The organism is Mycobacterium sp. NPDC050041, from assembly GCF_049541695.1.
Taxonomy (GTDB): domain Bacteria; phylum Actinomycetota; class Actinomycetes; order Mycobacteriales; family Mycobacteriaceae; genus Mycobacterium.
This window is the reverse complement of the sequence record NZ_JBMVDG010000002.1, coordinates 68656-94720: the sequence shown is the minus strand read 5'-3', so window position 1 is coordinate 94720 and position 26065 is coordinate 68656. Positions and strand designations below refer to the sequence as shown.

Here is a 26065-nt window from a genome sequence, read left to right as displayed (position 1 = left end):
TGAAACAGCCCCTCACCTGCGTTGACAGGTTCGGGGCTATGGCGGTGGCGGAGGGATTTGAACCCTCGGACGGGGGTTACCCGTCACACGCTTTCGAGGCGTGCTCCTTAGGCCGCTCGGACACGCCACCGTGTGGCAGCTTACCGAAGCTCGCCGGACGGCCCTAATCGCGCTGCTTTTTGCGATGAGGGTCGTCGATCGGGGCGGGCAACAGCCACTGGCGCAAAAACGACGGCAGCACAGGCGACCACCAGCACCCGCTACCGCTGCTTGGCGAAGAACGCCTCCAGCGGCGCCGCGCACTCGTCGGCGAGCACCCCGCCGCGCACCTGCGGCCGGTGATTGAGCCTGCGGTCGCGCACCACGTCCCACAGCGACCCGACCGCACCGGTCTTGGGCTCCCACGCCCCGAACACCAGCCGCCCCACCCGTGCCAGCACCAGCGCGCCCGCGCACATCGTGCACGGCTCGACGGTCACTGCGAGCGTGGCGCCCTCGAGCCGCCAGCCGTCGGCGCCGCGGGCCGCGGCCGCCCGCAGGGCCAGGATCTCCGCGTGGGCGGTCGGGTCGCCGAGTTCCTCGCGGGCGTTGGCGGCGCGGGCCAGTTCGGTGCCGTCGGCGGCCACCACCACCGCACCGATCGGCACGTCGCGCGGCCCGGCCATGGCGGCCGCGGAGAGCGCCGCGCGGATCAGCTGCTCGTCGGAGCTCACCGATCGAGACGGTCGAGCACGGCCGACAGCTCGTCGGCGAACCCCATCTCCCGGGCGATGCGGCCGAGCTGCTCGTCGGCGTAGAGATCGGTCTCGTCGAGGATCACACCGAGCACCGCGCCGGGCAGGCCGACATCGGACAGCAGCCCGACATCGCCTTCGGAGAACGGGTCGACGTCGTCGAGCTCCTCGGCACTGATGTCGGCGTCCAGCTCCTCGAGCACCTCGGCCGCGATGTCGTAGTCGAGCGCCGCCGTGGCGTCGGACAACAGCAGGCGGGTGCCCGCAGGCGCAGGCCGGACGATCACGAAGAACTCGTCGTCGACGTCGAGCAGCCCGAACACCGCACCCGCGCTGCGCAACTCGCGCAGCTCCGTCTCGGCCGCCGACAGGCTGCGCAGCGCCGCCCGCCGCATCGCCGTGCAGCGCCACTTGCCGTCTTCGCGGACGACGGCCACCCCGAAGCCGTCGGGCGCGTCGACAGCCTGGTTCTGCGCCGGTGCCCGCTGTGCTCCCATGTCGGCCTACGCTAGTCGCCGACCAGGGACTTTGACCAGAAACGCCCGGCCGAGCCCGCCCCTGCCCGCTCCGCGAAGTGTGCCAACCTGGAACGGTGACAACTGTCCCCGTGTGCGTGCTGGGTCTCGGCCTGATCGGCGGTTCGGTGATGCGTGCCGTCGCCGCCGCCGGAGGCGAGGTGTTCGGCTACAACCGGTCGGTGGAGTCCGTCGCGGCCGCGCGGTTCGACGGTTTCGACGCCAGCGAGGACCTCGACGGGGTGCTGGCCCGGGCAGCAGGCAGCGGCGCGCTGATCGTGCTGGCGGTGCCGATGCCCGCGCTGCCGATCATGCTCGGCCACATCCGCGACGTCGCCCCGGACTGCCCGCTGACCGACGTCATCAGCGTCAAGGGCGCGGTGCTGCGGGAGGTCGACGGATTCGGGTTGACCGCGAAGTTCGTCGGGGGCCACCCGATGACCGGCACCGCGCACTCCGGCTGGACCGCGGGCGACGCCCGGCTGTTCGTCGGCGCCCCGTGGGTGATCAGCGTGGACGACCACGTCGACCCCGACGTCTGGGCGCTGGTGATGGACCTCGCGCTGGCCTGCCACGCGGTGATCGTGCCCGCCCGCTCCGACGAACACGACGCCGCCGCGGCGGCCATCTCCCACCTGCCGCATCTGTTGGCCGAGGCGCTGGCCGTCACCGCGGGCGAGGTGCCGCTGGCCTTCGCGCTGGCCGCCGGATCGTTCCGGGACGGCACCCGGGTGGCGGGCACCGCACCGGACCTGGTGCGGGCGATGTGCGAGGCCAACGCCGACCAGCTGCTGCCCGCTCTGGACCGCACCATCGACCAGCTCACCGCCGCCCGCGATGCCCTGGCGTCGCACGCGTCGACGGCGGAACTGGTGGAGGCGGGGCACGCGGCCCGGATGCGCTACGACAGCTTCAGCCGTCCGGAGATCGCCGCCACCACGATCGGCGGGGACGACTGGCGCGAGGAGTTGGCCGCCGCCGGACGTGCCGGCGGAGTGATCAGATCCGCTCTGCGAGTCCGGGATAGTCGAGGATGAAGCCCTCCGAGTCGACGCTCACCGTCGTCTCGGCGGCCGGCGAGTGCAGCTTGATGTCGCCCGGGCCGTCGCTGCTGTAGCTGATCGACGTCGACTCCACCGACAGCTCGGGCAGCCGCACGTAGACCACGGGCACCACGATCGAGTCGGCGCCCTGGTGCAGGCCGGTGCGCCGGATCGGCAACGCGTTGAAGAACGGGCTGAAGATCACGTCGACGTCCAGCGCGCCGTCGAATGCCGCCCGCTTCGTCTGGTTCTGGTGGTCCTGGATCAGCCACATGTTCTCTTCGTCGCGCGCGATCGACAGCTGCCGTTCGCGCTCGGCGAGGGTGACCGTCAGCGACAGCCGCTTGGTACCGCCCCGGTCGTCGGTGACCAGGTCGTAGGACGCGGAGAATGCCGGGTGGGAATCCGTGGCGGCGGCGACGATCCGGCCGTAGGCCTTGATGCGGTTACCGGAGAGCTGCACGCGCACAGACTCCATCCGCGGGACGTCGTGCGCTCGCCACGTCAGCACGGCAGGCCAGGCATTCGCCGTCTGCTCAGAGCGGTCTGCTTCACTCACCTCTCTACCGTAGGCGAAGGGCGTGCCCCTGCGTAACCGGGCGGCCGCGACTCCAGATCGATCTCGTCGCCGAGGAACGGCTGGGGCATCCGGCGCCGGCCACCTGCGAGCCGTCCGCTGCCCGGAACCGACGCCCACACCGCGAACGCCAGCAGGGCGTCGAGGATCAGCGCCAGCGCCGTCACCATCAGCGCGCCGACCAGTGCCAGGTAGAACTCGCGCACCTTGATGCCGTCGATCAGGTAGCGGCCGAGGCCGCCGAGGCTGGCGTAGGCCGCCACCGTCGCGGTCGCCACGATCTGCAGCGTCGCGGTGCGCAGCCCGCCCAGGATCAGCGGCAGCGCATTCGGGGTCTCCACGCGCAGCAGCACCTGCCGCTCGGTCATGCCCATCGACCGCGCGGCGTCCACCACCGTGCGATCGACGTTCGCGATGCCGGAGTAGGTGCCCGCCAGCAGCGGCGGGATGCCCAGCAGCATCAGCGCGACCGTCGGCGGCACCAGGCCCAGCCCCCACAGCAGCACGCCGAGCAGCAGCACACCGAGTGTCGGCAGCGCGCGCAGCGCGTTGACGCCGGAGACCACGAGGAAGGTGCCGCGGCCGGTGTGGCCGATCAGCATGCCCACCGGAACGGCGATCAGTGCGGAGAACACCACCGCGACCGCGGTGTACTCGAGGTGCTCGACGATCCGTGCGGTCAGGCCGTCGGCGCCCGACCAGTTCGCGGCGGTGAAGATGAAGGCGAGCGCCTCCTGCAGGAAGTTCATGCCGCCGCACCCGTCGCCGGCCGCGCCACGCGGGGTGCCCGGTTCGCCCTCGTCCACGGCGTGAGCGCGCGGCCCGCGAGCATGATCAGGGTGTCGACGACGAGCGCCAGCACGAAGATCGCGATGATGCCCGCGATGATCTGGTCACTCTTGTTGGCCTGGTAGCCCTCGGTGAACCAGGTGCCGAGTCCGCCGATGCCGATCACCGATCCGACCGAGACCATCGAGATGTTCGTCACCGCCACCACCCGCAGGCTCGCGATGAGCACCGGGACCGCGAGCGGCAGCTCGACTTTGAGCATCCGGCTCAGCGGCTTGTAACCGACGGCGGTGGCGGCGTCGAGCACCGCGGGCGACACGGCGTCCAGCGCCTCGGGCACCGCGCGCACCAGCAGCGCGACGGTGTACAGCGTCAGCGCCACGATCACGTTCGCCTCGTCGAGGATCCGCGTCGGGATGAGCAGCGGCAGCACCACGAACAGCGCCAGCGACGGGATGGTGAAGATGATGCTGGCGGTGACGGTCGTCAGCCGGCGCAGCGCCGTCGTGCGCTGCACCACCGCCCCCAGCGGCACCGCGATCACCAGGCCCAGCACGATCGGGATCAGTGACAGCCGCAGATGGATGATCGTCAGGGCCCACAGGTCGTCGAGGTGGTTGATCAGGTAGCGCACGGGTCAGCCCAGCTCCGGGACGCGCCGCTGTTCCCTCAGCGCCGCCAGCACGTCGTCGGCGCGGACGCCGCCGAGCAGCTGGCCGTCCTCGTCGACGGCCACGCCGAGCCCCGACGGCGAGGACAGTGCCGCGTCCAGCGCGAGCCGCAGCGTGCCGTCCGGGCGATAGAAGGAGCCGCCGCCGATCGTGCAGTCGTAGAGGTCGTTGCCCTTGCGGTGCAGTTCGACGCCCTCGGCGTTCATCCAGGCATACGGTTTGCCGTCGGCGTGGGTGATGAGCACCCACTCGTCCCGGCCGAGGTCCAGGCCGTCGATCTCCGCCTCGGCGACGTGCCTGATGTCGTGCAGTGGCAGCCCGCTGGACTGGAAGAACTGCAGACCGCGATAGCCGCGGTCGGCGCCGACGAATCCGGACACCAGCTCGTTGGCCGGGTTGGACAACACGAAGGAGGGGTCGGCGTACTGCTGCAGCACGCCGCCGCGGCCGAACACGGCCACCTTGTCGCCGAGCTTCACCGCCTCGTCGATGTCGTGGGTGACGAACACGATGGTCTTGCGCAGTTCGCTCTGCAGCCGCAGGATCTCGGCCTGCAGGTCCTCGCGCACCACCGGGTCGACGGCCGAGAACGGCTCGTCCATCAACAGGATCGGCGGGTCGGCCGCCAGCGCGCGGGCCACGCCGACGCGCTGCTGCTGACCGCCGGAGAGCTGCGCCGGGTACCGGTCGGCCAGCTTGGGGTCCAGCCCGACGCGTTCCATCACGCCCAGCGCCGCCTTGCGGGCGCTGCGCCGCGACTCGCCGCGCAGCACCGGCACCGTGGCGATGTTGTCGACGACGCGCAGGTGCGGCATCAGGCCCGCGCTCTGGATGACGTAACCGATGCCCAGCCGCAGCTTCACCGCGTCGACCTTGGTGACGTCCTCGCCGTCCACGGTCAACGTGCCCGAGGTGGGATCGATCATCCGATTGATCATCCGCATCGACGTCGTCTTGCCGCAGCCGGACGGCCCGACGAAGACGGTGAGCGTGCCCGCGGGCACCTCCAGCGTCAGGTCGTCGACCGCGACGGTGCCGTCGGGATAGCGCTTGGTGACGTTGGTGAAGGTGATCATTCGCCTACTTCCCGATCGGCTGGTCGAAGCCGTTGTCGCCCAACCACTTCTCGGCCGCCTCGTCGGGGTCGACGCCCTGGTTGCCCTCCACCGAGCCGTTGAGTTCGATGAGCCCCTTCGTGGTGAGCTTGGCGCTGACCGCGTCCAGCACGGTCTTGAGGTCGTTGGACATCTTCTGCGAGGCCACCAGCGGCACCACGTTGGCGGCCAGGAAGTTGTTCTTCGGATCCTCGAGCACGACGAGGTTGTTCTGCTCGATCGCCGGCGAGGTGCTGAAGATGTTGGCGGCGGTGACGGTCCCGTCGGTCAGCGCGCGCACGGTCGCCGGGCCGCCGCCGTCGTTGATCGACAGGAAGTTGCCGGGGGCGATCTTCAGCCCGTACTTCGCGTCGAGGCCGGGCAGCCCCTCCTTGCGGGTCTGCCACTCCGACGGGCCGCCCATCTTCACCTCGGGTGAATGCGTGGCCAGGTCGGCGATCGTCTTGAGATTCCACCGCTGGGCGGTGGCCTCGGAGACCGCGACGGTGTCCTTGTCCTCGGCAGGCGCCGGGTTGAGGATCGACAGGTCGCCGGGCAGCGCCCGCAGCAGACCGAGCACCACCGCGTCGGGTGTGGTGACCTCGGCCTCCTTATCGAAGTACTGCAGCAGGTTGCCGGTGTACTCGGGGATCAGGTCGATCGAATGATCTTGCACCGCAGGGATGTAGACCTCGCGGCTGCCGATGCCCATCTGTTTGCGCACCGTGAAGCCGTTCGTCTCCAGCACCTGCGCGTAGATCTCGGCGAGGATCTTGCTCTCGGTGAAGTCGGCGGAGCCCACCGCGATCGTCTTCAGATCGCCCGACACGGCGCCGCCGCCGAGCGGGTTGGAACTGCCGCATGCGGTGAGCACGACCGCGAGCACCACCACGGTCGCGCGGCCTGCGGCCACCGCCAGCCGGCTACGCGTTCTCGACATGGCGAACGTCCTCTCCGGAGCCTTGGGGGCCTGCGCTCGTCAGGACCCTAGCGGCATGCGGGCGGTGCTGCCGGGCTTTGGTGCACCGTGAGCAGGACTCCGCGGCCGGCGCCATGCCCGGCGAACAGCGCCGATGACGCGACGATTACGGCAGGTGCCGATGGTTTCGCAAAGCCTGCGAAGGGGCAATGATGAGCCTATGAGCACCGATCCCTACGGGGCGCCGACGGGGTCGACACCCGAACCCCTCGGCCCGCCGAACCCCGGTCCCCCGAGCCCGGGTGACCTCCAACCGCTGCCGCACCAGCCCGCGGCGGACGCGGACGTGAAGGAAGTGAAGTTCACCCGCGCGGCGGCGCTGTGGTCGGCGGTGATCATCGGCCTGCTGATCCTGATCGTGTTGCTGATCTTCATCGCGCAGAACACCGAGTCGGCGCAGTTCGCGTTCCTCGGGTGGAGCTGGAGCCTGCCACTGGGCGTCGCGATCCTTGGCGCCGCGGTGTGCGGTGGGCTGCTGACCGTCGCCGTCGGCACGGTGCGCCTCTTCCAGTTGCGCAAGGCGGCCAAACGCAACCTCAAGGCCGCCCGGCGCTGATCACCAGCCCTCGGTGGTCAGCGCCTCGAGACCGGCGGTGATCAGCGGGGCGACCGCTTCGCCGACATTGTCGGGGCCCGAGGCACCCATCCGGGAGCGGTAGTCGATGCCCGCGGCGATGATCGCCAGCTTGAAGTACGCGAGCCCCATGTAGAAGCTCCAGTTCGCCAGCGGCTGACCCGAGATCGTCGCGTACCGCTCGGCCATCTCGTCGGCCGTCGGCAGCAGCGGCGACGCCCACGCCGCCTCGTTGTGCACGTAGTTGAACGTCGGGTGGCGGTACACGCACATCAGCGCGGCGTCACTGAGCGGATCGCCCAGGGTCGACATCTCCCAGTCCAGCACCGCGCGCACCGTGGTGGCATCGGTGGCGTCGAGAATCGTGTTGTCGATCCGGAAGTCGCCGTGCACGATCGACGCCCGGCTCTGCGCGGGCACCGCCGCGCCGAGGGCCTGATGCAGCCGGGCGACGTCGGCGTCACGGGGATCGTCGTCGTGACGGACCAGCTCCCACTGCGAACCCCACCGCCGGACCTGGCGTTCGAGGTAGCCGTCGGGCTTGCCGAAGTCGGACAGCCCGACCGCCGCGGGGTCGACCGCGTGCAGGTCGGCGAGCGCCTGGATCAGCGCGGTGACACACCAGTCGAGCATCTCCCGGTCGCCGAGCGCCTCGAGTTCGTCGGCGGTGCGCACCACGCGGCCCTCGACGTGCTCGACCATCTGGAACGGCGCGCCCAGCACGGAGTCGTCGTTGCGCATCGTGACGGCGCGGGCCACCGGCACCGGGGTGTCGGCGAGCGCGGCGACGACGCGGTACTCGCGGGCCATGTCGTGCGCCGACGGGGTGAGGCCGTGCAGCGGCGGGCGGCGCAGCACCCATTTCGAGGCATCGTCGAAGACCAGGAAGGTCAGGTTCGACCGGCCGCCTGCGATGAGCTCGCCGCGCAGCTCACCGGTGCGGACGATGCCTTCGCCGCGCAGATGGCGGTCCAAAGCGTCGAGGTCGAGACCTTCGAGTGGGCCGGCACCCTCAGGGGAAACATCCGTTGTCACGGCACTTGTCTACCACCGCTGATTCCTCGGGAGCAGATCCCATACGTGTTCGGTCCCGTTGACCGACGCCACCCCGAGCTTTCCCTCCCGCGACGACAACAGCCGGGTGATTCCCGCGTAGTCGACCTGCACGCACAGTAGTCGCCGGGTCTCCATGAGGCTGTGCACCAACGCGTTGATGACGCCGCCGTGGCTGAACAGCGCGACGGTGTCCTCGTGGTTGGCCGCCGCGACGATGTCGGCGACGCCGTCGAGCACCCGGGCGACGAAGGCCTCCTCGTCCACGCCACCGGGCAGGTGGCCGTCGATGAGCCGCTGCACGTCCTCCTGCGACGCTTCCTCGATCGGCGTGTAGTGCGACAGGTCGCGGTCGTACTCGGCCAGCCGGTCGTCGATGTCAATGGCGAGCCCGAGTGCGTCGGCGACGGGCTGGGCGGTCTGCACGGCGCGGCGCTGCGGGCTGCTCACCAGCCGGGTGATGGGGAAGCGCGCGAGCGCATCGGGCAGCCGCGCGGCCTGCTCGACGCCCGCCTCGGACAGTTCGGGGTCGGCTCCCTGGCCGGGTTCGCTGCGATGCGGTAGCGCATGTCGGATCACAAGCAGTTGCACCGTGACACCATAGGGGGCCATGGGTTACGCCGACGAACTGTTCGATCTCACCGGCCGGGTGGTGCTCGTCACCGGCGGCAGCCGGGGCCTCGGCCGCGAGATCGCGTTCGGCGCGGCCCGGTGCGGCGCCGACGTGGTGATCGCCAGTCGCGACCTGGAGTCGTGTGCGGCGACAGCCGAGGAGATCGCGGCGGCGACCGGTCGCGGGGTGCTGGCCTATCAGGTGCACGTCGGCCGCTGGGAAGAACTCGACGGCCTCGTCGACGCCGTCTACAGCCGGTTCGGCAGGCTCGACGTGCTGGTGAACAACGCAGGCATGTCACCCCTGTACGACTCGTTGCCGTCGGTCACCGAGAAGCTCTACGACGCGGTGTTCAACCTCAACGTCAAGGGCCCGTTCCGGCTCTCGGCGCTGGTCGGTGAGCGGATGGTCGCCGACGGCGGCGGGGTGATCGTCAACGTCAGCTCCTCGGGGTCGCTGCGCCCGGACCCGCACATGCTGCCCTACGCGGCGGCCAAGGCCGGCCTGAACACCCTGACCGAGGGACTCGCCAAGGCCTTCGGCCCGACCGTTCGGGTCAACACGCTGATGGCCGGGCCGTTCCTGACCGACGTCAGCAAGGCGTGGGGCCTCGACGACCTCGACCAGGAGGCTCAGCCGTTCGGCCACCTGGCCCTGCAGCGGGCCGGCGATCCGGCCGAGATCATCGGCGCGGCACTGTTTCTGATGTCGGACGCGTCCAGCTTCACCACCGGGTCGATCCTGCGGGCCGACGGCGGGCTGCCCTGACTACGGCGTGACGATGTCGAAGCCGGGGTCGGGCCGGTCCAGCACACTCACCAGCTGCTGCAGCACGGTCGCATCGCCGCCGATGTCGAGTCCGGGCGAGGCGAAGTCGCCGGAGGCGAGCGCCAGGAACCGGCCCTTGGTCTGCGCGGTCAGCGTGACCGCGGCGGTGGCCGGATCGGCGGCGACCCTGCGGTGCACCAGCACCCCGTTGCGCAGCGTCAACCGGTAGTTGGCGTCGAGGTCGGCGAACGTGATGTCGAGGGTCAGGTCGAGGTCCCAGGCGCGCGGCCCGTTGATGTTGATGGCCAGGCTGTCGAAGATCTGCTCGGGTGTCAGCTGTGCCAGCAGGGTCGGCGCGTCGGTCGCGGTCGGCGTGCCGAAGTTGCCGTCGCTGAGCTCCGTCGCGCCGGCCAGGAAGAAGTTGCGCCATGGGCCGTTCTCCGAGCCGTACGCCAACTGCTGCAGGGTGTCGACGTAGAGGGCGCGCGCTCCGGCATGGGTCTGGTCGGTGAACATGGCGTGATCGAGTAGTGTTGCCGCCCAACGGTAGTCGCCGTCGTCGAACGCCTGTTGGGCGATCTCGACGAGCCGGTCGAGACCGCCGATCGCATCGACGTAGCGGGGCCCCGCCGCCTCCGGCGGATGCTGCCACAGCCGGGCCGGGTTCCCGTCGAACCAGCCCATGTAGCGCTGGTAGACGGCCTTGACGTTGTGGCTCACCGAACCGTAGTAGCCGTGCGCGTGCCAGGCCCGGTGCAGCGCGGGCGGCATCTCGAAGGTCTCGGCGATCTCGATGCCGGTGTGTCCCTGGTTGAGCTGCCGCAGCGTCTGGTCGTGCAGGTAGGCGTACAGATCCCGTTGCAGGGAAAGGTATTCGACGATGCGCTCCCGGCCCCACGTGGGCCAGTGGTGCGAGGCGAACACCACGTCGGCGCGGTCGACGAAAGTGTCGATGGCCTCGGTCAGATAGCCGGCCCAACCGTGCGGGTCGCGCACCAGGGCCCCGCGCAGCGTCAGCAGGTTGTGCAGGTTGTGGGTGGCGTTCTCGGCCATGCAGAGCGCCCGGTATCTCGGGAAGTAGAAGTGCATCTCCGCGGGCGCCTCGGTGCCGGGCGCCATCTGGAACTCGATCTCGACACCGTCGACGGTGTGCGACTCCCCCGTGGTCCGGATGTCGATCGTCGGCACGATGATGCCGACCTCACCGGTGGACGGCGTCTGGCCGAGGCCGCAGCCGACCTGCCCGCGCGGTCCGCGGTCGAGTGCCGCGCCGTACATGTACCCGGCCCGCCGCGCCATCGCCGTTCCTGCGTAGACGTTCTCCTGCACAGCGTGTTCGGTGAAGTGCTCGGGTGCGATCACGGCGACCCGGCCTGCGTCGACGTCGGCCTGCGTGGTCACGCCGAGCACACCGCCGAAGTGGTCGACGTGGCTGTGCGTATAGATCACCGCCTTGACCGCACGATCTCCCCGATGCGCGCGATACAGCGCCAGCGCCGCGGCGGCGGTCTCGGTGGACACCAGTGGGTCGATCACGATGATGCCGGTGTCGCCCTCGATGAAGCTGATGTTGGACAGGTCGAGGCCGCGCACCTGGTAGACGCCTTCGACGACCTCGTAGAGGCCCTGCTTGGCGACCAGTCGGCTCTGCCGCCACAGGCTCGGATGCACCGACGGCGGGGCGTCCCCGGTGAGAAACGAGTAGCTGTCGTTGTCCCAGACCACCCGGCCGTCGGCTGCGGTGACCACGCAGGGCTGCATCGCGGCGATGAAGCCCCGGTCGGCGTCCTCGAAATCTCTTGTGTCGTCGAAGGGCAGCGACGTCAGGTGCTGTGCGTGGGCGGACTCGATGACTGCTGTCGGCGGCTTCTGCTCCATGGCGACGACCCTGCCACCGAATCGCTTGCCGTGGGCCCGGATCAGCCCGTCACATAGGCCCCGACCCGGCTGATCTCGTCGCCGCCGTGCCCGTCGGCGACCGCGGCGTCGGCGTAGCGCCGCAACGCCTCCAGCGCCGCGGTGTCGAGACCGGCGTCGCGCGATGCCGAGATCAGGTGTGCCAGCGACGCGACGAGTGAGGACACCGGGGCGGTGACGTCGCCGTGCCGGTCGTCCTCGAACCGTCCGGCGAAATCGTCGACGATCGGCGACAGGATGTCGACGATGCCCTGCGCGTGCGGCAGCAGTTCCCGCGGCGTGATCCCGTTGGCACCGGCCACCGAGAATGCGTGCAGCACACCGCCGATCGATGTCCAGAAGAAGTCGAGCAGCGCCATGTCGTAGGCGGCGGCGCGGCCGACGTCGGCGCCCACCCACGAGGTGGTGCCGAGCGCCTCCAGCACGTCGCGATGCGCGTCGTACTCGGGCCGCGGCCCGGCGAAGAGGATGCTCGCGTCCGGCGTGCCGATGGTGTCGGTCGGCGTCATGATCGAGCCGTCGAGATAGCGGCCGCCCAGCTTGTCCACCACCGTCGCGGTGGCGCGTGCCGCCGCGGGGGTGTCGGAGCTCAACCCGACGACGGTGTGGCCGGCGACGGCGTCCCCGGCGATGTCGAGCACCGCATCGGTGGCGCCGTGGTCGACGACGTTGACCAGCGTGAGATCGCTCGCGGCGACCGCGAGTGCGGGGGTGCCTGCCCACACCGCACCGCGGGTCAAGACGCCGTCGGCCTTGGAGGCGGTGCGGTTCCACACGGTGACGCGGTGACCGGCGTCGAGCAGGGCGCCGGTCAGCGCCTGCCCCATCGGCCCGAGCCCGAGAACCGAGATTCTCCCCCGGTCGGCCCCCTGCCCTTCGGGCGGGAGGTACCCCCGTCGCTCCTGCCCGCCGATGACGCTGCTCATGCGGCGGGCCGCCGGATGCTCTCGATGACGCGCGCGAATCCCTGCGCGCCGTGGCCGGCGTCGATCTGCCGGTGGATCAGTCGCTGCACCACGTCCACCACCTCGGTGCTGATGCCTGCGCCGCGGCTGGCGTCGACGATCTCGGTGATGTCGGAGAAGTCCAGGCTCTGCTGGCCGGGCACCGCGTAGTCACCGCCGTCGATGACCTCGGCGAACTCACTGAGCGCGGGCAGCACGGTCTGCAGCCACCCGATCGCCCGCCCGGCGTACTCCTTGGCGGGCATGCCTGCGGTGCCCGCCATTGCGGCGCCGTGGAAGAAGCCCGCGAACATCACGTACATGGTGGACAGCAGCGCGAGGTCGTGCAGGGACGCCGACCCCGCGTCGTCACCGAAATACTCTGCGGCGCCCCAGGTCTGCAGCAACGGACGGACGTCGTCGAACAGTGCGCGCGATCCGCTGTAGTAGATCAGCGAGCCGGGCGCGCCGATCATCTCGGGCACTGCCATGATGCCGCCGTCGAGGTAGTCGACATGGTGCCCGGCCGCCCAGGCAGCGAGTTCGCGTGCGCCTTGCGGTGACGTCGTGGTCAGGTTCACCAGACGCCGGCCGGTCAGCCGGTCGACCACCGGGTCGAGCACCCTGCGCACCGACGCCGCGTCGAACAGACACGCCACGATCACCTCGGCGCCGTCGACCGCCTCCTGCACTGTCGCCGCCACCCGTGCGCCGTCGCCGGCGAGTGCCTCGGCACGGTCGGGAGTGCGGTTCCACACGGTGACGCGGTGACCCGCGCCGAGTGCCGCGCGGACCAACGCGGAACCCATCGCGCCGGTACCCAGAACTGTGATTGCCATGGCACCATCGTCGAAGAGCCACATACTTTTCGACAAGTACCCACTAAAAAGTGCGATACTCACCTAAAGGTAAGTAATGGCGCTGAGGAGCGACGATGGCCCAGCTGGGACAGTTCACCTGCGGGCTCGACGCGGCGATGGCGGTGGTGGACGGCAAGTGGAAGCCGTTGATCCTGTGGGAGCTGCAGGACGGGCCCAAGCGGTTCAACGTGCTGCACCGCAGCCTGGTCGGGATCTCGCAGAAGATGCTGACGCAGCACCTCAAGGAACTGCAGCGGCACGGCGTGGTGCACCGCGAGAGCTACCACGAGGTGCCGCCGCGGGTGGAGTACTCGATGACCCCGGCAGGGGTGGAACTCCTCGCCGCGCTCGAACCGCTCGGCAATTGGGCCGAGCGGCACATCCATCTGATCAGCTGCCCCGAAACGGTTTAGGTGCCGTTCTTCTTCTCGCGCCAGGCCCGCTCGAACGGCAACCGCCACGCATTGGGCGCGACCAACTGGTGAATCGCATTGGGACCCCAGGTGCCCGGCTGGTACAGCTTCACCGCGGGCGGGTCCTCCAGCAGCGGCGTCGAGCGGTCCCACAGTGACTCGATGCCTTCGGCGGTGGTGAACAACGTGTGGTCGCCGCGCATCGCGTCGAGGATCAGCCGCTCGTAGGCCTCGAGCACGTCGGCCTCGTATTCCGTTTCCTGCGTGGAGAACTGCATCGACAGCTTCTCGAGTTTCATGCCGGGCCCCGGACGCTTGCCGTAGAACGACAGCGACACCTTCGAGTTGTCGGCGAGGTCGAACGTCAGGTGGTCCGGTCCCTGCGCGCCGACGCCCGAACCCGTCGGGAACATGGTGCGCGGCGCCTCCTTGAACGCGATCGAGATGATGCGCTGCCCCTCGGCCATCTTCTTGCCGGTGCGCAGGTAGATCGGCACGCCGGCCCACCGCCAGTTGTCGATGCCGACCTCGAGCGCGATGAACGTCTCGGTCTCCGAATCCCGGGCCACGCCGTCCTCGTTGCGGTAGCCGGCGTACTGGCCGCGCACCACCTGCGAGGGGTCGATGGGCAGCATCGACCGGAAGACCTTGTTCTTCTCCTCGCTGATCGCTCGCGGCTCCAGCGCGGTCGGCGGTTCCATCACCACGAACGCCATCACCTGGAACAGGTGGGTGACCACCATGTCCTTGAAGGCGCCGGTGCTCTCGTAGAAGTTGGCCCGCTGGTCCAGGCCGAGTTTCTCGGGGATGTCGATCTGGATGTGGTCGATGAAGTTGCGGTTCCAGATCGGCTCGAACAGCCCGTTGGCGAACCGGAAGGCCAGGATGTTCTGCGCCGCCTCCTTGCCGAGGAAGTGGTCGATGCGAAAGATCTGCATCTCGGCGAACGTCTGGTGGACGAAGTCGTTGAGCTCGATCGCGCTTTCCAGGTCGGTGCCGAACGGCTTCTCCATCACCACCCGGGACCGGTCGACGAGGTCGGCGTCCTTGAGCATGGTGATGACGGCCTTGGCGGCCTTGGGCGGCACCGACAGGTAGTGCAGCCGACGGGTGTCCTCGCCCAGTTCGGCCTCGGCCTCGCCGACCGCGGCCGCCAACGCGTCCGGACCCGCGCCCTGGGGCACGTAGGTGATGCGGCTCGCGAAGCCCTCCCACTGCTCGTCGGTCATCGCGTGGTCGCCGAAGTCGTCGACGGCCTCCTTGGTCAGCTGACGGAACTCGTCCTCGGACAGGTCCTCGAGCGAGGTGCCGACCACCCGGATCTTCGGCGCGAGCTTCGACAGCACCAGGTAGGCCATGCCGGGCAGCAGCTTGCGCTTCGCGAGGTCGCCTGTGGCGCCGAACAGCACGATGACGTGCGGATCGATCTTCTCGCCGTCACGACGGTGCGGGCGCGAGTCGGGCGCCGGGTAGGCGATCGACTGGGGCTTGGACTGCGGATTCGTCGTCTCGGTGGCCACGCCTGCCGATGATGTCACCCCGCGGGCGTCGACGCAGGGCGTTGCGTCAGTCGCCCTGTTCGGCCAACCAGCGTTCACCACGGCGTTTGGAGGCCCGCGATAGCCAGGCGTCCTGGATCAGCTCGGTCAGTTCGGCCCGCCCGATCCGGCCGATCTCACTGCCGCGCAGCAGCACCGAGAGGTGGCCGTCGAAGCGCTCAGTGGTGAAGAACGGCGAGTCGGGATCCTGGATCAGCGACAGTTTGTCCATCTCCGACTCCACCCAGATCATGATCACGTCGGAGTAGCGGTGACCGGTGTCCGGGTCGGCGGCGTCGGGCTGCGGCGTACGGAAGAACACGAAGGACTTGCCGCCCACCTGGTAGATGGCGTTGCCCTTCGGCCCGTCGACCCGTGTGGTGTGCGGCATGCCCGAGGCGATGTCGTGGACGTCGCTCACCCGGGCCGGGCGGTCACGCACGGCGCTCGAGCCGGTGCAGCGTCACATCGGAGAGCGCGCCGTCGGCGACGGTCGCGGTCATGTACGTGCAGTGCGGCTGGCGGCGGCGGTCGGTCGGCGAGCCCGGATTGAGCAGTCGCAGTCCGGTTTCGGCCGTCGTGTCCCACGGAATGTGACTGTGGCCGAACACCAGCACGTCGGTGTCGGGGTACTCACGCGCCATCCGCGCGTCGCGGCCGCCCGACGCGCCCGTCTCGTGCACGACGGTGAACCTGACCCCGCCGAGTGTGACGTCCGCGCGTTCGGGCAGCCGGGCCCGCAAGTCGTCGCCGTCGTTGTTGCCCCAGCAGGCGACGAGCCGTTTCGAGCGCTCCTCGAGTGCGTCGAGCAGTGCCACCTGCACCCAGTCCCCGGCGTGGATCACCACGTCGGCGCGCTCGACCTCGTCCCACACCTGCTGCGGCAGGTCGCGCGCCCGCTTCGGGACGTGCGTGTCGGCGATCAGCAGCAGCCTGGTCACTGGCCGAGCAATTCGGCCATCTTCGGGATCACCGCCTGCAGCGCCTTGAACGGCCGCAGCATGACCTTGAACTCGGTGATCAGCCCGGCGTCGTTCCAGGTGATCATGTCGATCCCGTTGACGTGGGTGCCGTCGATGTCGGCGACGAACTCCAGCACCGCGGAGCTTTCGCCGAACCACTGGCCGACGTAGCGGATATCGTTCCCGCCGAACAACTTCGCCGCCGCCCTCAGATACATGGCGGTCTTGTCACGGCCCTCCTGCGCGGTGAACACGGCGGGCGAGTAGAACACGGCGTCGTCGGCGAGCAGATCGTCGATCCTGGCGTCGCCGTCGCCTTCGACGGTGTCGATCCAGCGCTGGATCACCGGGGGTGTCATGCAGCGAGGTTAGCGCGGGCCTTCAGGCGTCGAGCGCCGTGCGGGGAGATGTGTGCGCCCGAAGGGATTCGAACCCCCAACCTTCTGATCCGTAGTCAGATGCTCTATCCGTTGAGCTACGGGCGCCTGCTGTTCAGTTATGTGTGGCTGACGGGTGGTCAACCGCGGCGGAGGCGAGAGGATTTGAACCTCCGGTCCCCTTTAAGGGGGACAACTCATTAGCAGTGAGTCCCATTCGGCCGCTCTGGCACGCCTCCCGACGAATAACCGCCGAGGGCACAGAGTACACACCGCCCACCGGTCGAAGCAAAGTCGCTTCCCGGGCCGAAACCCGCCGCCCCTATGCTGGTCAGGTGACCGCCCGCCTCCGTCCCGTGCTGGCCGACATCCCGGCCTACACAGCGGGCAAGACGGTGCCCGGAGCCATCAAGATCGCCAGCAACGAGACCGTGCACGGGCCGCTGCCCAGCGTGCGCGCCGCGATCGAGCAGGCCGCCGGACACGTCAACCGCTACCCCGACAACGGCAACGTCGAGCTCCGCGAACACCTCGCCAAATACACCGGCTTCGCGCCCGAGAACATCTCGGTGGGCTGCGGCTCGGTCAGCCTGTGCCAGCAGCTGGTGCAGATCACCTCCTCGGTCGGTGACGAGGTGATGTTCGGCTGGCGCAGCTTCGAGATCTACCCGCTGCAGGTCCGCACGGCAGGCGCCACCCCCGTGCAGGTGCCGCTGCGCGACCACACCCACGACCTCGACGCGATGCTCGCCGCGATCACCGACCGCACCCGGCTGATCTTCGTCTGCAACCCGAACAACCCGACCAGCACCGTCGTCGACCCCGAGGCGCTGGCCCGCTTCGTCGCCGCGGTGCCGGCCCACATCCTGGTCGCCATCGACGAGGCCTACGTCGAGTTCATCCGCGACGGTCTGCTGCCCGACAGCTTCGGTCTCGTCCGCGCGCACCGCAATGTGGTGGTGCTGCGCACCTTTTCGAAGGCCTACGGCCTGGCCGGCCTGCGCGTCGGCTACGCGGTGGCCGACCCGGACGTCGCCACCGCGCTCGCCAAGGTCTACGTCCCGTTCAGCGCAGGCAGCATCTCGCAGGCCGCGGCCATCGCCTCCCTGGATGCCGCCGACGAGCTGCTGGCCCGCACCGACGACATCGTCGCCGAACGCGCCCGGGTGAGCGCCGCGCTGCGCGACGCCGGGTACGACCTGCCGCCGTCGCAGGCCAACTTCGTGTGGCTGCCGCTGGCCGGCCGCACGCTGGACTTCGTGGCGCGGGCCGCCGACAACCGGCTGGTGGTGCGTCCCTACGGTGAGGACGGCGTCCGGGTCACCGTCGCCTCGCCTGCAGAGAACGACGCCTTCCTCGAATTCGCGACCGCATGGATCGGAGACCGATGACCGACACCACCACCGCCCGCCAGCAGTTCGTCGAGTTGACCTCGCGCACCGGCGAGATCGCCGACGCGGAGCTCGACGAGTTCTGGGCGACGCTGGAGCCCGTGACCATCGACTTCCTGATCGGCGAGTGGAAGGGCGGCGAGTTCCAGACCGGTCACAAGGCCAACGGCTTCATGAAGCGGCTGAACTGGTTCGGCAAGACGTTCCACTCGGCCGCCGACGCCAAGCCCCTGGTGTGCCTGGACGCCGACGGCAACAGGTTCTCCAACACCGAGGCGATGAAGGGCGAGGCCAGCCTCTGGATGGAGGAGTTCCGCGGCGAGGTGACCGCGTCGATGGTCTACGACGGCAGGCCCGTGCACGACCACTTCAAGAAGGTCGACGACGACACACTGCTCGGCATCATGAACGGCAAGGGCGCCCTCGACGGCACCCGGTACCTGTACTTCTGGCTCGAACGGGTCTAGACCCTGCGGCCGGTGAAGGCCAGCAGGCGCTTCAGCGGGGCGGCGTCCTCGGGCACCTCGACGGGATCGTCGAAACCGACGGCCTTGCGGCCCTCGGGCGTGATGATCTTGCGGGTCAGGTCGTAGACGTAGTCGGTCAGCGAGTCGGGGGCGTCGAACGGGCGGCCGGTCGCCTGGGCGTAATCCCAGCCGTGCACCAGGAACTCGATCGACAGGATCCCCGCGAGCACCGTCGCGGGCGTATCCCGGGAACCCACGGACGCCGTGCCGTCCAGCCCGCGCCTGCGCCAGGCGTCCAGCGCCGGCCGCGCCGCGGCGATCACCTGCCGCTCCACCGAGTCGTCCCGGTTGCGCTCGGGCAACTCCGCGCCCGCGGCGCCACCGAGGGCGGTGATCGAACCGAGCAGATGGTCGGTGAGGCTCGCGACGTCGTACTCGTGGCACGGCGTCTGCTTCGTCAGGTCGTCATCGGCGATCCCGTGCACGACCTGCTGCAACACCACGAGCGATCGCTCGGCGGCATCGAGTTCGTCGAGTGGCGGGGAATCCGGTCCGGGACGCAAGTCAGGGGCCATGCCTCCTACGCTACGACGCCCGACCGCCTATCGTTGCCCAGATGAAGACCCGTATGCGGGTAGCGGCGACAACGCTGATCGCCGCAGGCGTCCTGGCCGGCTGCTCGAACACCACCACCGGCACCGTCGCGCAGACCACCGAGCCCGGCCCGCCGCTGTCGTCACCCGCGTCACCGGACTCACCCACCGCGATGCCCGGCATCCCCGGGCTGCCGCAGATCCCGGGCATGCCGGACTTCAAGATCCCCGGGCTTCCGGGTTCGACGCCGGTGCCTGAGGTGCCCGCCCCGCCGAACGCCACCACGATGACGTGTTCGGAGTATCAGGGCCTCGACGAAGCCACCCGGCTCGCGGTGATCAAGGCGATCCTCTCCGAGCAGGCTGGCGGCGGGATCGACGAGCCGTGGGTCGCCCAGATCATGGCCGACGCGATGTGCCAGATCCTGCCGAGCTCCCCGGTGCGCGACGCCGTGATGGGACCGGCCGGATAGCCGGGCGATAGCCTGCACGGCATGGGTGAAACATACGAGTCGGTCGCCGTCGACGTCGACGGCCACGTCGCACGGGTGACGCTGGTCGGTCCCGGCAAGGGCAACGCGATGGGACCGGCCTTCTGGGCCGAGCTCCCCGAGGTGTTCGCCGCCCTGGACGCCGACCCCGACGTGCGGGCCATCGTGCTGACGGGCTCGGGCAGGAACTTCAGCTACGGCCTCGACCTGGCCGCCATGGGCGACACCCTGACCCCGATGCTCGCCGACGGCGCACTGGCCCGGGCCCGCACCGACTTCCACACCCGACTCAAGAAGATGCAGCAGTCGATCACCGCGGTCGCCGACTGCCGCACCCCCACCATCGCCTCGGTGCACGGCTGGTGCATCGGCGGCGGCGTCGACCTCATCAGCGCCGTCGACATCCGCTACGCCAGCGCCGACGCGAAGTTCTCGGTGCGCGAGGTCAAGCTGGCCATAGTCGCCGACGTGGGCAGCCTCGCCCGGCTACCGCTGATCCTGTCCGACGGGCACCTGCGCGAACTGGCCTTGACGGGCAAGGACATCGACGCGGCACGCGCGGCGCGTATCGGGCTCGTCAACGACGTGTTCGACGACGCCGACGCCGCCCTGGCCGCCGCGCACGCCACCGCCGCGGAGATCGCGGCCAACCCGCCGCTGGTGGTGCAGGGCGTCAAGGACGTGCTCGACGAGCAGCGCACCGCCCAGGTGGCGGCGAGCCTGCGCTACGTCGCGGCGTGGAACGCGGCGTTCCTGCCGAGCAAGGACCTCACCGAGGGCATCACCGCGATGTTCGGCAAGCGGCCGCCGAACTTCACCGGGGAATAGGCGCGAAGCCGAGTTCGGCCCTGGCCTTCGCGTTGGACAGCGGCAGCCAGGTGTCGCCGAACGCCGTCGCCGGGTAGGACGACACCAGGCCGACGACTTTCGACGAGATCGGCCACGGCTTGGGCCTGCCCAGTTTCGCGTTGAGTTCACGGATGTAGTCGCCGAAGGACTGCGGCCGGTCGTCGACGACGTTGTAGATCTGCCCGGGCCTGCCCTTCTCCACCGCATCGGCGGTCGCGCGGGCGACGTCGTCGATGTGCACCCACGACAGGATCCCGCCGCCCGTCAGCGCAGGCACGGCCCAGAACCTGGCGAGCTTCCGGAACAGGTCGTCGTGGGTGACGCCGGGACCGTAGAAAACGCCGTAGCGCAACACGATTCCGTCGGCCGCCAGCACCGCCTGCTCCATCGCGCGCAGCGCGCCGAGGAAGCCCGCCCCGTTCGGTGGCGGCGGGCCGGGATAGGGGTCGGACTCGTCCATCAGCGGTGGCCCGGTCGGCGGATAGCCGTAGGCGAAGATCACCGACTCGGCCACCACCCGGCGCACGCCTGCCCGCTTCGCGGCGGCCACCAGGTTCGGCGCGCCGATGCTCCACAGCTTCGTCGCGGGCTCGAAGTCCTTGGCCCGCAACGGTCCGTACTTCGGCAGCGTGGTGAGCAGGCTGACCACCGCATCGGGTGCGACGTCGGCGAGCACCGACTCCACCTCCGCGGTGTCGAAGACGTCGGCCACCACGGCGTCGGCCCCTGTGGCGGAGATCTGCGCCGTCCTGGCGGCCGACCGGGTCATGCCGACCACGTCGTGGCCGCGGGCGCGCAGTTCGCGCAGCAGCGGAAGGCCGGGCACACTCGTCGCGCCGGCGACCAGAACTTTCACGATCGACGCTGCGCTGTGACGTTGTGCCGCAGCGCAATCGCCAGGATCGCCGTGGTGGCCACCAGGCCGGCGGCCTCGATCCAGCCGACGACGTCGCCGGCGCCGTGGTGCGGGTCGACGAGGTGACTGACCGCGTGCAGTGCCCAGTGCAGCGTGGCGAACGCCAGCGCGGGCACCCGCCAGGACGGCCACCGCGCGGCGGCCAGCATCAGCAGTCCGAGCGGCAGTTCGAAGGAGGCGTTGTCGAAGATGTAGTGGTCGTTGCGCACGCCGAAGTTGCCGAGTGTGTCGAAGAAGACTCCGGGCGCCACCAGCATGAACACGCCGATGAGCACCGAGTACAGCCCGAACACGATCAGCACCACCTCGGCGTAGCGCGACGGGGCACGGGTGGTCGCGGTGGTCATGCCGATCACGCTATCCCGCAGGTGGCTCCGTACTAGGCTCCACTTCCATGCCGGATTCGGGTACCACTTCGGGACCGGAGCTGTTGGTCCAGCTGGATCGCGGCAGGGCCGAACCCCTGCACCGCCAGCTCGCCGACGGGCTGCGCGCCGCCATCCGCACCGGACGGCTGACCGAGGGCACCCGGCTCCCGTCGAGCCGGGTGCTCGCCGCCGACCTCGGCGTGTCCCGGCGCCTGGTGGTGGAGGCCTACGACCAGCTCACGGCGGAGGGCTTCCTGCACAGCAGGCAGGGATCGGGCACCCGGGTCGCGGCTGTCGACGGCGTCCGGACGCCCGCCGAGCGGCACCCCGCCGGGCCGCCCCGGTATGACGTCGACTTCCGGCCCGGCTCGGCGGATCTCGGCAGCTTCCCGCGGGACGCCTGGCTGCGCGCGCTGCGCCTCGGCCTCGCCCGCACCCCGTCCGAGGCGCTCGGATACGTCGCGCCGCAGGGTGTGCCCGCCACCAGGGCGGCACTGGCCGCCTACCTGCGGCGCGCCCGCGGCGTGCAGGCCGATCCCCAGCACATCGTGCTGACGTCCGGTGTCACGCAGGCCGTCGCCCTGCTGGCCCGGGTACTCGAAGGCCGCTCGTTCGCGACGGAGGACCCCGGATTCTGGCTGCACCGGATGGTGTTGCAGCACAACGGCATCGATCCGAAAGCCGCTGCGGTCGACGAGCACGGCCTCGACGTGGCCGCCCTGTCCGCGGGCGGCGCGTCGGTGGTGCTGGCCACCCCCGCGCACCACTCGCCGACCGGCGTGGTGCTCAGCGCGGCGCGGCGCTCCGCGCTGCTGGACTGGGCGCGGTCGGGACACCTGGTGGTCGAGGACGACTACGACGCCGAATACCGTTACGACCGTGCGCCCGTCGGCGCACTGCAGGGCATGGCGCCCGATCGGGTGGTGTACGTCGGGTCCACGAGCAAGACACTGGCGCCGGGGCTGCGGATCGGCTGGATGGTGCTGCCCACCGACCTCGTCGCCCCCGTCACCGTCGCCAAGGGCCTGGCGGACACCGGCAGTCCGGTGATGGACCAGATCGCGCTGGCCGAGCTGCTGACCTCCGGCGGCTACGACCGGCACCTGCGCCAGATGCGCCGGCGCTACGTGTCACGGCGAAACGCCTTGCTGCGCGCGCTCGATCGCGAGCTGCCCGAGGCCACCGTGCTCGGCGCCGCGGCCGGGCTGCACCTCACGGTGCTGCTGCCTGCAGGCGTCCCGATCGACGAGGTGGTGCGACGTGCGGGCGCGATGCGGGTGCGGGTCGAGGCGCTCGCGCCCTGCTATCACGACGCGGCCACCGCGCCGCCCGGCCTGATCCTGGGTTACGCCAACCTCACCGAGACGCAGATCGGCGCGGGCGTCGAGATGCTGGCGCGGGCGGTGCGCTGAGCCGCCGTGGCGGTGGCGGAGGGATTTGAACCCCCGGACGGTGTTAGCCGTCTCTCGCTTTCAAGGCGAGTGCATTAGGCCGCTCTGCCACGCCACCGCGCAACAGAATACGGGCTCTACGCGCGGCCGAACTTCGCGGGCGGCGCGCTGGTCTGCAGCCCCACACTGATCCGGCGGCAGTTCTCCCCCATCGCCGCGACCTGCGCACGCGACAGCCGGCCCAGGAAGTGGGCACGGACGTCGTCGCCGTAGGTGACCATCGCCTTGCGGACGTGATGGCGGCCCTCCTCGGTGATGGCCGCCAGCACCCCGCGCCCGTCGTCCGGACTCGCCCGGCGCTGCACCAGCCCCGCCGTCTCCAGCCGCCGGATCTGCCGGGTGACCCGGCTCGGCAGCGACATCAGCCCGTCGGCCAGATCCCCCATCCGCGCGGACCCGGTCGACGACTTGTCCAGGATGTCCAGCAGCCTGACGTCGTTCAGCGTCAGGTGATGGGCCTCGACGAGCGACCGGTTCAGCGTCGCATACATCCGCAGCGCGGAATCCAAAAAATTTTGCCAGGATCGCTGTTCACCGATGTCAAGCCCCGGCATATCACTTGCTGTTCGCCCCGCAATCATCCCCTCCATGGCGTCATGGTAGGACTTCGCCGCGACGATCGGAGCGGAACTGCACGCGTAGTAGGGTTGCATTGATGCGTGCCATTGTCGCTTCCGCGCCTGACCGCTTGACCTGGGACGATGTCCCCGATGTCACCCCCGGACCCGGAGAGATCACCATCCGGATCGCCGCCGCCGGGGTCAACCGGGCCGACCTGCTGCAGGCCGCGGGCAAGTATCCGCCGCCCCCCGGCGCGAGCGACATCATCGGTCTCGAGGTGTCCGGCACCGTGCACGCGCTCGGCGACGGCGTCACCGAATGGACGCCTGGACAGCCGGTCTGCGCGTTGCTGGCAGGGGGCGGCTACGCAGAGTTCGTCGCGGTGCCCGCTGCGCAGGTGCTCCCGGTGCCCGACGCGGTCGAACTCCATCTCGCCGCGGCGCTGCCGGAGGTGGCGTGCACGGTGTGGTCGAACCTGGTGATGACGGCCGGACTGCAGCCCGGGCAGGTGATGCTCGTCCACGGCGGCGCCAGCGGCATCGGCACCCACGCGATCCAGGTGGCGCTCGCGCTGGGCTGCCGGGTCGCGGTGACCGCCGGATCGGCCAACAAGCTGGACCTGTGTCAGGAACTCGGCGCCGACTTCCTGATCAACTACCGCGAACAGGACTTCGTCGAGCGACTGCGCGAGGAGACCGACGGCGCGGGCGCCGACGTGATCCTCGACATCATGGGTGCGTCCTACCTCGACCGCAACGTCGACGCGCTCGCCGTCGGCGGCCGCGTGGTGATCATCGGCATGCAGGGCGGCCTGAAGGGCGAACTCAACGTCGGCAAGCTGATCGGCAAGCGGGCCGGCGTGATCGGCACCGCGCTGCGGGCCCGGCCGGTCGACGGGCCGGGCGGCAAGGGCGAGATCGTGGCGGCCGTGCGCACCGAGGTGTGGCCGATGATCGCCGACGGCCGGGTGCGCCCGATCGTCGGCGCGGAGTTCCCGGTGCAGGAGGCGCAGGCCGCGCACGAACTGCTCGACTCCGGCGATGTGTCCGGGAAAGTGCTTCTGCGCGTTACGGATTGAGCGTGTGACTCAGCCGAGCGAGGCCAGCGCACGCACCAGCTGATCGACCTCGGCGGTGGTGCTGTAGTGCGCCAGCCCGATGGTCACGGCGCCGCCGATGTCGTTGACGCCGATGACGTCGAGCACCCGCGAGTTGGCGTTCGCGATGGCCAGCACGCCGTTGTCGGCCAGGCGCTGCACCACCCGCTCGGCGGGCACGTCGCGTACCGCGAAGCTGAGCACAGGGATGCGCACCTCGGGACGACCGATCACCATCACCAGGGGCAGTGACCGCAGCGAGACGAGCAGGTAGTCGAACAACCGGTTCAGGTACGACGTCGCCGATTGCATGGACAGCGAAAGCCTTTCGCGGCGGGAACCGCTGGCCGACTCGTCGAGCGACGCCAGGTACTCGACGCTGGCCACCACCCCGGCGAGCATGCCGAACTGGTGCGTGCCCATCTCCAGCCGCGCCGCCCCGGTGGCATAGGGATTCAGCGACACCGAACTGAAGGAGTCGATCGTCGAGGGATCGCGGAACACCAGCGCGCCGATCGGCGGCCCGCCCCACGCCAGGGCGTTCACCGCCACCACGTCGGCCTCGATCTCCTCGATGTCGATCAGCCGGTACGGCGCGGCGGCCGAATGATCAACCACGACGAGCCCGCCTACCTCGTGCACCAGCTTGGTCACCGCACGCAGATCGGTGACGGTGCCCAGGGTCGACGACCCGGACGCGATCGCGACCAGCCGGGTGGGCCGGCTGATCAGCCCCTCCCACTGCCACGCGGGCAGCTCGCCGGTCTCGATGTCGACCTCGGCCCACTTCACCTTGGCGCCGTAGCGGTTGGCCGCACGCAACCACGGCGCGATGTTGGCCTCGTCGTCGAGCCGGGTGACCACCACTTCGTATCCGAGGCCGACCCGTGCCGACGACGCGTCGGCCAGTGAGGACAGCAGCAGCGCGCGGTCGGCGCCGAGCACCACCCCGCGCGGGTCGGCGTTCACGAGGTCGGCGATGGCCTGCCGGGCCGCGTCCAGCACGGCGGCGCTGCGGCGGGCGGACGGATGCGGACCGACGGTGGTGGAGATCGAGCCGCGGAAGGCCGTGGACACCGTCGTTGCCACCGAGTCGGGCAACAGCATCCCGTGCTGGGCGTCGAAGTGCACCCAGCCGTCGCCCAGCGACGGGTGCAGACCACGCACCCGGGCGACGTCGTATGCCATGCCAGCCACCTTAAAGGGTCCGTGATTCCCGACAACCGGCTCGAAGCCGGTGGGCGCACGGCCGTCGCCTGCCGATGCCTGACGGCATCCCCGAGGCGCGCCTGGGCCGGACGCCTGGGCCGTAATAGTAATGCAGGGAGCTTCCGGATCGGAGTGCTAATCGCGCGGTTGTTGCTGGTGGCCCCCACGCGCAGGTCGGGACGGGCCCGTCCCCGCAGTGGGGCTCCGGGGACGCGGACTACTGTCGCAGGCGACGACCAGAGTCAGCGTGAG

The 26065-nt window shown here is 70.0% G+C and carries 31 protein-coding genes and 4 tRNA genes; 10 read left to right on the top strand and 25 right to left on the bottom strand.

Annotated elements, in window-relative coordinates:
* Nucleotides 1-39: 39 nt before the first annotated feature.
* The 3 genes from ACPCHZ_RS05755 to ACPCHZ_RS05745 form a co-directional block, all read right to left on the bottom strand.
* A tRNA-Ser gene (locus ACPCHZ_RS05755) sits at nucleotides 40-130 on the bottom strand.
* A gap of 130 nt (nucleotides 131-260) precedes the next feature.
* A complete protein-coding gene (locus ACPCHZ_RS05750) occupies nucleotides 261-713 on the bottom strand; it encodes a nucleoside deaminase (protein ID WP_364982864.1) in 453 nt (150 codons plus the stop codon).
* Nucleotides 710-1231, bottom strand: coding sequence for a tRNA adenosine deaminase-associated protein (locus ACPCHZ_RS05745; RefSeq protein WP_423483886.1), 522 nt, complete (start codon nucleotides 1229-1231; stop codon nucleotides 710-712). The genes ACPCHZ_RS05750 and ACPCHZ_RS05745 overlap by 4 nt, the downstream gene beginning before the upstream one ends.
* Nucleotides 1232-1341: 110 nt before the next feature.
* Here ACPCHZ_RS05745 and ACPCHZ_RS05740 point away from each other — a divergent pair, with 110 nt between their 5' ends.
* A complete protein-coding gene (locus ACPCHZ_RS05740) occupies nucleotides 1342-2286 on the top strand; it encodes a prephenate dehydrogenase (RefSeq protein ID WP_423484651.1) in 945 nt (314 codons plus the stop codon).
* Here ACPCHZ_RS05740 and ACPCHZ_RS05735 read toward each other — a convergent pair.
* From ACPCHZ_RS05735 to ACPCHZ_RS05715, 5 genes are read right to left on the bottom strand one after another with little or no spacing between them, the layout of a single operon-like run.
* Nucleotides 2249-2851: a putative glycolipid-binding domain-containing protein gene (locus tag ACPCHZ_RS05735; protein ID WP_423483885.1), complete on the bottom strand. Its 603-nt coding sequence runs from the start codon at nucleotides 2849-2851 to the stop codon at nucleotides 2249-2251. The genes ACPCHZ_RS05740 and ACPCHZ_RS05735 overlap by 38 nt on opposite strands.
* Nucleotides 2848-3618, bottom strand: coding sequence for an ABC transporter permease (locus ACPCHZ_RS05730; RefSeq protein WP_423484650.1), 771 nt, complete (start codon nucleotides 3616-3618; stop codon nucleotides 2848-2850). Before ACPCHZ_RS05730 ends, ACPCHZ_RS05735 begins: the two co-directional genes overlap by 4 nt.
* Complete coding sequence (locus ACPCHZ_RS05725) at nucleotides 3615-4292, bottom strand: ABC transporter permease (RefSeq protein ID WP_423483884.1); 678 nt, start codon at nucleotides 4290-4292, stop codon at nucleotides 3615-3617. Before ACPCHZ_RS05725 ends, ACPCHZ_RS05730 begins: the two co-directional genes overlap by 4 nt.
* Before the next feature lie 3 nt (nucleotides 4293-4295).
* On the bottom strand, nucleotides 4296-5405 hold the full coding sequence (locus tag ACPCHZ_RS05720; protein ID WP_423483883.1) for an ABC transporter ATP-binding protein: 1110 nt from the start codon (nucleotides 5403-5405) through the stop codon (nucleotides 4296-4298).
* Between the two features lie 4 nt (nucleotides 5406-5409).
* Nucleotides 5410-6363 (bottom strand): ABC transporter substrate-binding protein, encoded by a 954-nt coding sequence (locus ACPCHZ_RS05715; protein ID WP_423483882.1) that lies wholly within the window; start codon nucleotides 6361-6363, stop codon nucleotides 5410-5412.
* A 199-nt stretch (nucleotides 6364-6562) separates the two neighbouring features.
* Between ACPCHZ_RS05715 and ACPCHZ_RS05710 the strand changes: the two genes are divergently transcribed.
* On the top strand, nucleotides 6563-6958 hold the full coding sequence (locus ACPCHZ_RS05710) for a LapA family protein (protein WP_423483881.1): 396 nt from the start codon (nucleotides 6563-6565) through the stop codon (nucleotides 6956-6958).
* On the opposite strand, the gene ACPCHZ_RS05705 is transcribed toward ACPCHZ_RS05710, so the two are convergent.
* Both ACPCHZ_RS05705 and ACPCHZ_RS05700 read right to left on the bottom strand, forming a co-directional pair.
* Nucleotides 6959-8011: a phosphotransferase family protein gene (locus tag ACPCHZ_RS05705; RefSeq protein WP_423483880.1), complete on the bottom strand. Its 1053-nt coding sequence runs from the start codon at nucleotides 8009-8011 to the stop codon at nucleotides 6959-6961. It abuts the gene before it with no gap.
* A gap of 9 nt (nucleotides 8012-8020) precedes the next feature.
* Nucleotides 8021-8620 carry a histidine phosphatase family protein gene (locus tag ACPCHZ_RS05700; protein WP_423483879.1) on the bottom strand — a complete coding sequence of 200 codons (600 nt, stop codon included), beginning with the start codon at nucleotides 8618-8620 and terminating at the stop codon, nucleotides 8021-8023.
* A gap of 19 nt (nucleotides 8621-8639) precedes the next feature.
* Here ACPCHZ_RS05700 and ACPCHZ_RS05695 point away from each other — a divergent pair, with 19 nt between their 5' ends.
* The gene (locus ACPCHZ_RS05695; RefSeq protein WP_423483878.1) at nucleotides 8640-9410 is read left to right on the top strand and encodes an SDR family NAD(P)-dependent oxidoreductase; all 771 of its coding nucleotides are present in this window, start codon (nucleotides 8640-8642) and stop codon (nucleotides 9408-9410) included.
* On the opposite strand, the gene ACPCHZ_RS05690 is transcribed toward ACPCHZ_RS05695, so the two are convergent.
* The 3 genes from ACPCHZ_RS05690 to ACPCHZ_RS05680 are packed head-to-tail and all read right to left on the bottom strand — an operon-like array spanning nucleotide 9411 to nucleotide 13080.
* On the bottom strand, nucleotides 9411-11288 hold the full coding sequence (locus ACPCHZ_RS05690) for an alkyl/aryl-sulfatase (protein WP_423483877.1): 1878 nt from the start codon (nucleotides 11286-11288) through the stop codon (nucleotides 9411-9413).
* 41 nt (nucleotides 11289-11329) lie between these two features.
* The gene (locus ACPCHZ_RS05685) at nucleotides 11330-12253 is read right to left on the bottom strand and encodes an NAD(P)-dependent oxidoreductase (protein WP_423483876.1); all 924 of its coding nucleotides are present in this window, start codon (nucleotides 12251-12253) and stop codon (nucleotides 11330-11332) included.
* On the bottom strand, nucleotides 12250-13080 hold the full coding sequence (locus ACPCHZ_RS05680) for an NAD(P)-dependent oxidoreductase (RefSeq protein WP_423484649.1): 831 nt from the start codon (nucleotides 13078-13080) through the stop codon (nucleotides 12250-12252). Before ACPCHZ_RS05680 ends, ACPCHZ_RS05685 begins: the two co-directional genes overlap by 4 nt.
* A gap of 125 nt (nucleotides 13081-13205) precedes the next feature.
* Here ACPCHZ_RS05680 and ACPCHZ_RS05675 point away from each other — a divergent pair, with 125 nt between their 5' ends.
* Nucleotides 13206-13544: a winged helix-turn-helix transcriptional regulator gene (locus ACPCHZ_RS05675; RefSeq protein WP_423483875.1), complete on the top strand. Its 339-nt coding sequence runs from the start codon at nucleotides 13206-13208 to the stop codon at nucleotides 13542-13544.
* Here the strand turns inward: ACPCHZ_RS05675 and zwf are convergent.
* The 6 genes from zwf to ACPCHZ_RS05645 form a co-directional block, all read right to left on the bottom strand.
* Nucleotides 13541-15064 (bottom strand): glucose-6-phosphate dehydrogenase, encoded by a 1524-nt coding sequence (gene zwf, locus ACPCHZ_RS05670; protein WP_423483874.1) that lies wholly within the window; start codon nucleotides 15062-15064, stop codon nucleotides 13541-13543. The two genes, ACPCHZ_RS05675 and zwf, sit on opposite strands and share 4 nt — an antisense overlap.
* 46 nt (nucleotides 15065-15110) lie before the next feature.
* On the bottom strand, nucleotides 15111-15524 hold the full coding sequence (locus ACPCHZ_RS05665; RefSeq protein WP_423483873.1) for a hypothetical protein: 414 nt from the start codon (nucleotides 15522-15524) through the stop codon (nucleotides 15111-15113).
* Nucleotides 15517-16035, bottom strand: coding sequence for a metallophosphoesterase family protein (locus ACPCHZ_RS05660; RefSeq protein ID WP_423484648.1), 519 nt, complete (start codon nucleotides 16033-16035; stop codon nucleotides 15517-15519). The genes ACPCHZ_RS05665 and ACPCHZ_RS05660 overlap by 8 nt, the downstream gene beginning before the upstream one ends.
* Nucleotides 16020-16403: a nuclear transport factor 2 family protein gene (locus ACPCHZ_RS05655; protein ID WP_423483872.1), complete on the bottom strand. Its 384-nt coding sequence runs from the start codon at nucleotides 16401-16403 to the stop codon at nucleotides 16020-16022. Before ACPCHZ_RS05655 ends, ACPCHZ_RS05660 begins: the two co-directional genes overlap by 16 nt.
* A 53-nt stretch (nucleotides 16404-16456) precedes the next feature.
* Nucleotides 16457-16529, bottom strand: a tRNA-Arg gene (locus ACPCHZ_RS05650).
* A 42-nt stretch (nucleotides 16530-16571) separates the two neighbouring features.
* A tRNA-Ser gene (locus tag ACPCHZ_RS05645) sits at nucleotides 16572-16660 on the bottom strand.
* Between the two features lie 96 nt (nucleotides 16661-16756).
* On the opposite strand from ACPCHZ_RS05645, the gene ACPCHZ_RS05640 reads away from it, so the two are divergent.
* The gene (locus tag ACPCHZ_RS05640) at nucleotides 16757-17812 is read left to right on the top strand and encodes a pyridoxal phosphate-dependent aminotransferase (protein WP_423483871.1); all 1056 of its coding nucleotides are present in this window, start codon (nucleotides 16757-16759) and stop codon (nucleotides 17810-17812) included.
* Entirely contained in the window at nucleotides 17809-18279 is a 471-nt protein-coding gene (locus ACPCHZ_RS05635) for a DUF4334 domain-containing protein (RefSeq protein WP_423483870.1), read from the top strand. Before ACPCHZ_RS05640 ends, ACPCHZ_RS05635 begins: the two co-directional genes overlap by 4 nt.
* Here the strand turns inward: ACPCHZ_RS05635 and ACPCHZ_RS05630 are convergent.
* A complete protein-coding gene (locus tag ACPCHZ_RS05630) occupies nucleotides 18276-18854 on the bottom strand; it encodes a TIGR03086 family metal-binding protein (RefSeq protein WP_364982806.1) in 579 nt (192 codons plus the stop codon). The two genes, ACPCHZ_RS05635 and ACPCHZ_RS05630, sit on opposite strands and share 4 nt — an antisense overlap.
* A 41-nt stretch (nucleotides 18855-18895) precedes the next feature.
* Here ACPCHZ_RS05630 and ACPCHZ_RS05625 point away from each other — a divergent pair, with 41 nt between their 5' ends.
* Both ACPCHZ_RS05625 and ACPCHZ_RS05620 read left to right on the top strand, forming a co-directional pair.
* Nucleotides 18896-19345 carry a hypothetical protein gene (locus ACPCHZ_RS05625; RefSeq protein WP_364982803.1) on the top strand — a complete coding sequence of 150 codons (450 nt, stop codon included), beginning with the start codon at nucleotides 18896-18898 and terminating at the stop codon, nucleotides 19343-19345.
* 21 nt (nucleotides 19346-19366) lie between these two features.
* Entirely contained in the window at nucleotides 19367-20191 is an 825-nt protein-coding gene (locus ACPCHZ_RS05620; protein ID WP_423483869.1) for a crotonase/enoyl-CoA hydratase family protein, read from the top strand.
* Here ACPCHZ_RS05620 and ACPCHZ_RS05615 read toward each other — a convergent pair.
* Together ACPCHZ_RS05615 and ACPCHZ_RS05610 are read right to left on the bottom strand one after the other, a co-directional pair.
* Entirely contained in the window at nucleotides 20178-21068 is an 891-nt protein-coding gene (locus ACPCHZ_RS05615; RefSeq protein WP_423483868.1) for an NAD-dependent epimerase/dehydratase family protein, read from the bottom strand. The two genes, ACPCHZ_RS05620 and ACPCHZ_RS05615, sit on opposite strands and share 14 nt — an antisense overlap.
* A complete protein-coding gene (locus ACPCHZ_RS05610) occupies nucleotides 21065-21475 on the bottom strand; it encodes a hypothetical protein (RefSeq protein WP_423483867.1) in 411 nt (136 codons plus the stop codon). The genes ACPCHZ_RS05615 and ACPCHZ_RS05610 overlap by 4 nt, the downstream gene beginning before the upstream one ends.
* 47 nt (nucleotides 21476-21522) lie before the next feature.
* Here ACPCHZ_RS05610 and ACPCHZ_RS05605 point away from each other — a divergent pair, with 47 nt between their 5' ends.
* A complete protein-coding gene (locus tag ACPCHZ_RS05605; RefSeq protein WP_423483866.1) occupies nucleotides 21523-22908 on the top strand; it encodes a PLP-dependent aminotransferase family protein in 1386 nt (461 codons plus the stop codon).
* 7 nt (nucleotides 22909-22915) lie between these two features.
* On the opposite strand, the gene ACPCHZ_RS05600 is transcribed toward ACPCHZ_RS05605, so the two are convergent.
* Together ACPCHZ_RS05600 and ACPCHZ_RS05595 are read right to left on the bottom strand one after the other, a co-directional pair.
* Nucleotides 22916-23005 (bottom strand) — tRNA-Ser (locus ACPCHZ_RS05600).
* Nucleotides 23006-23024: 19 nt separating this feature from the next.
* Nucleotides 23025-23537 (bottom strand): MarR family winged helix-turn-helix transcriptional regulator, encoded by a 513-nt coding sequence (locus tag ACPCHZ_RS05595; protein WP_423483865.1) that lies wholly within the window; start codon nucleotides 23535-23537, stop codon nucleotides 23025-23027.
* Nucleotides 23538-23602: 65 nt separating this feature from the next.
* On the opposite strand from ACPCHZ_RS05595, the gene ACPCHZ_RS05590 reads away from it, so the two are divergent.
* The gene (locus ACPCHZ_RS05590) at nucleotides 23603-24586 is read left to right on the top strand and encodes an NAD(P)H-quinone oxidoreductase (protein ID WP_423483864.1); all 984 of its coding nucleotides are present in this window, start codon (nucleotides 23603-23605) and stop codon (nucleotides 24584-24586) included.
* A 9-nt stretch (nucleotides 24587-24595) separates the two neighbouring features.
* On the opposite strand, the gene ACPCHZ_RS05585 is transcribed toward ACPCHZ_RS05590, so the two are convergent.
* On the bottom strand, nucleotides 24596-25792 hold the full coding sequence (locus ACPCHZ_RS05585) for a cysteine desulfurase-like protein (protein ID WP_264011543.1): 1197 nt from the start codon (nucleotides 25790-25792) through the stop codon (nucleotides 24596-24598).
* Between the last annotated feature and the right edge of the window lie 273 nt (nucleotides 25793-26065).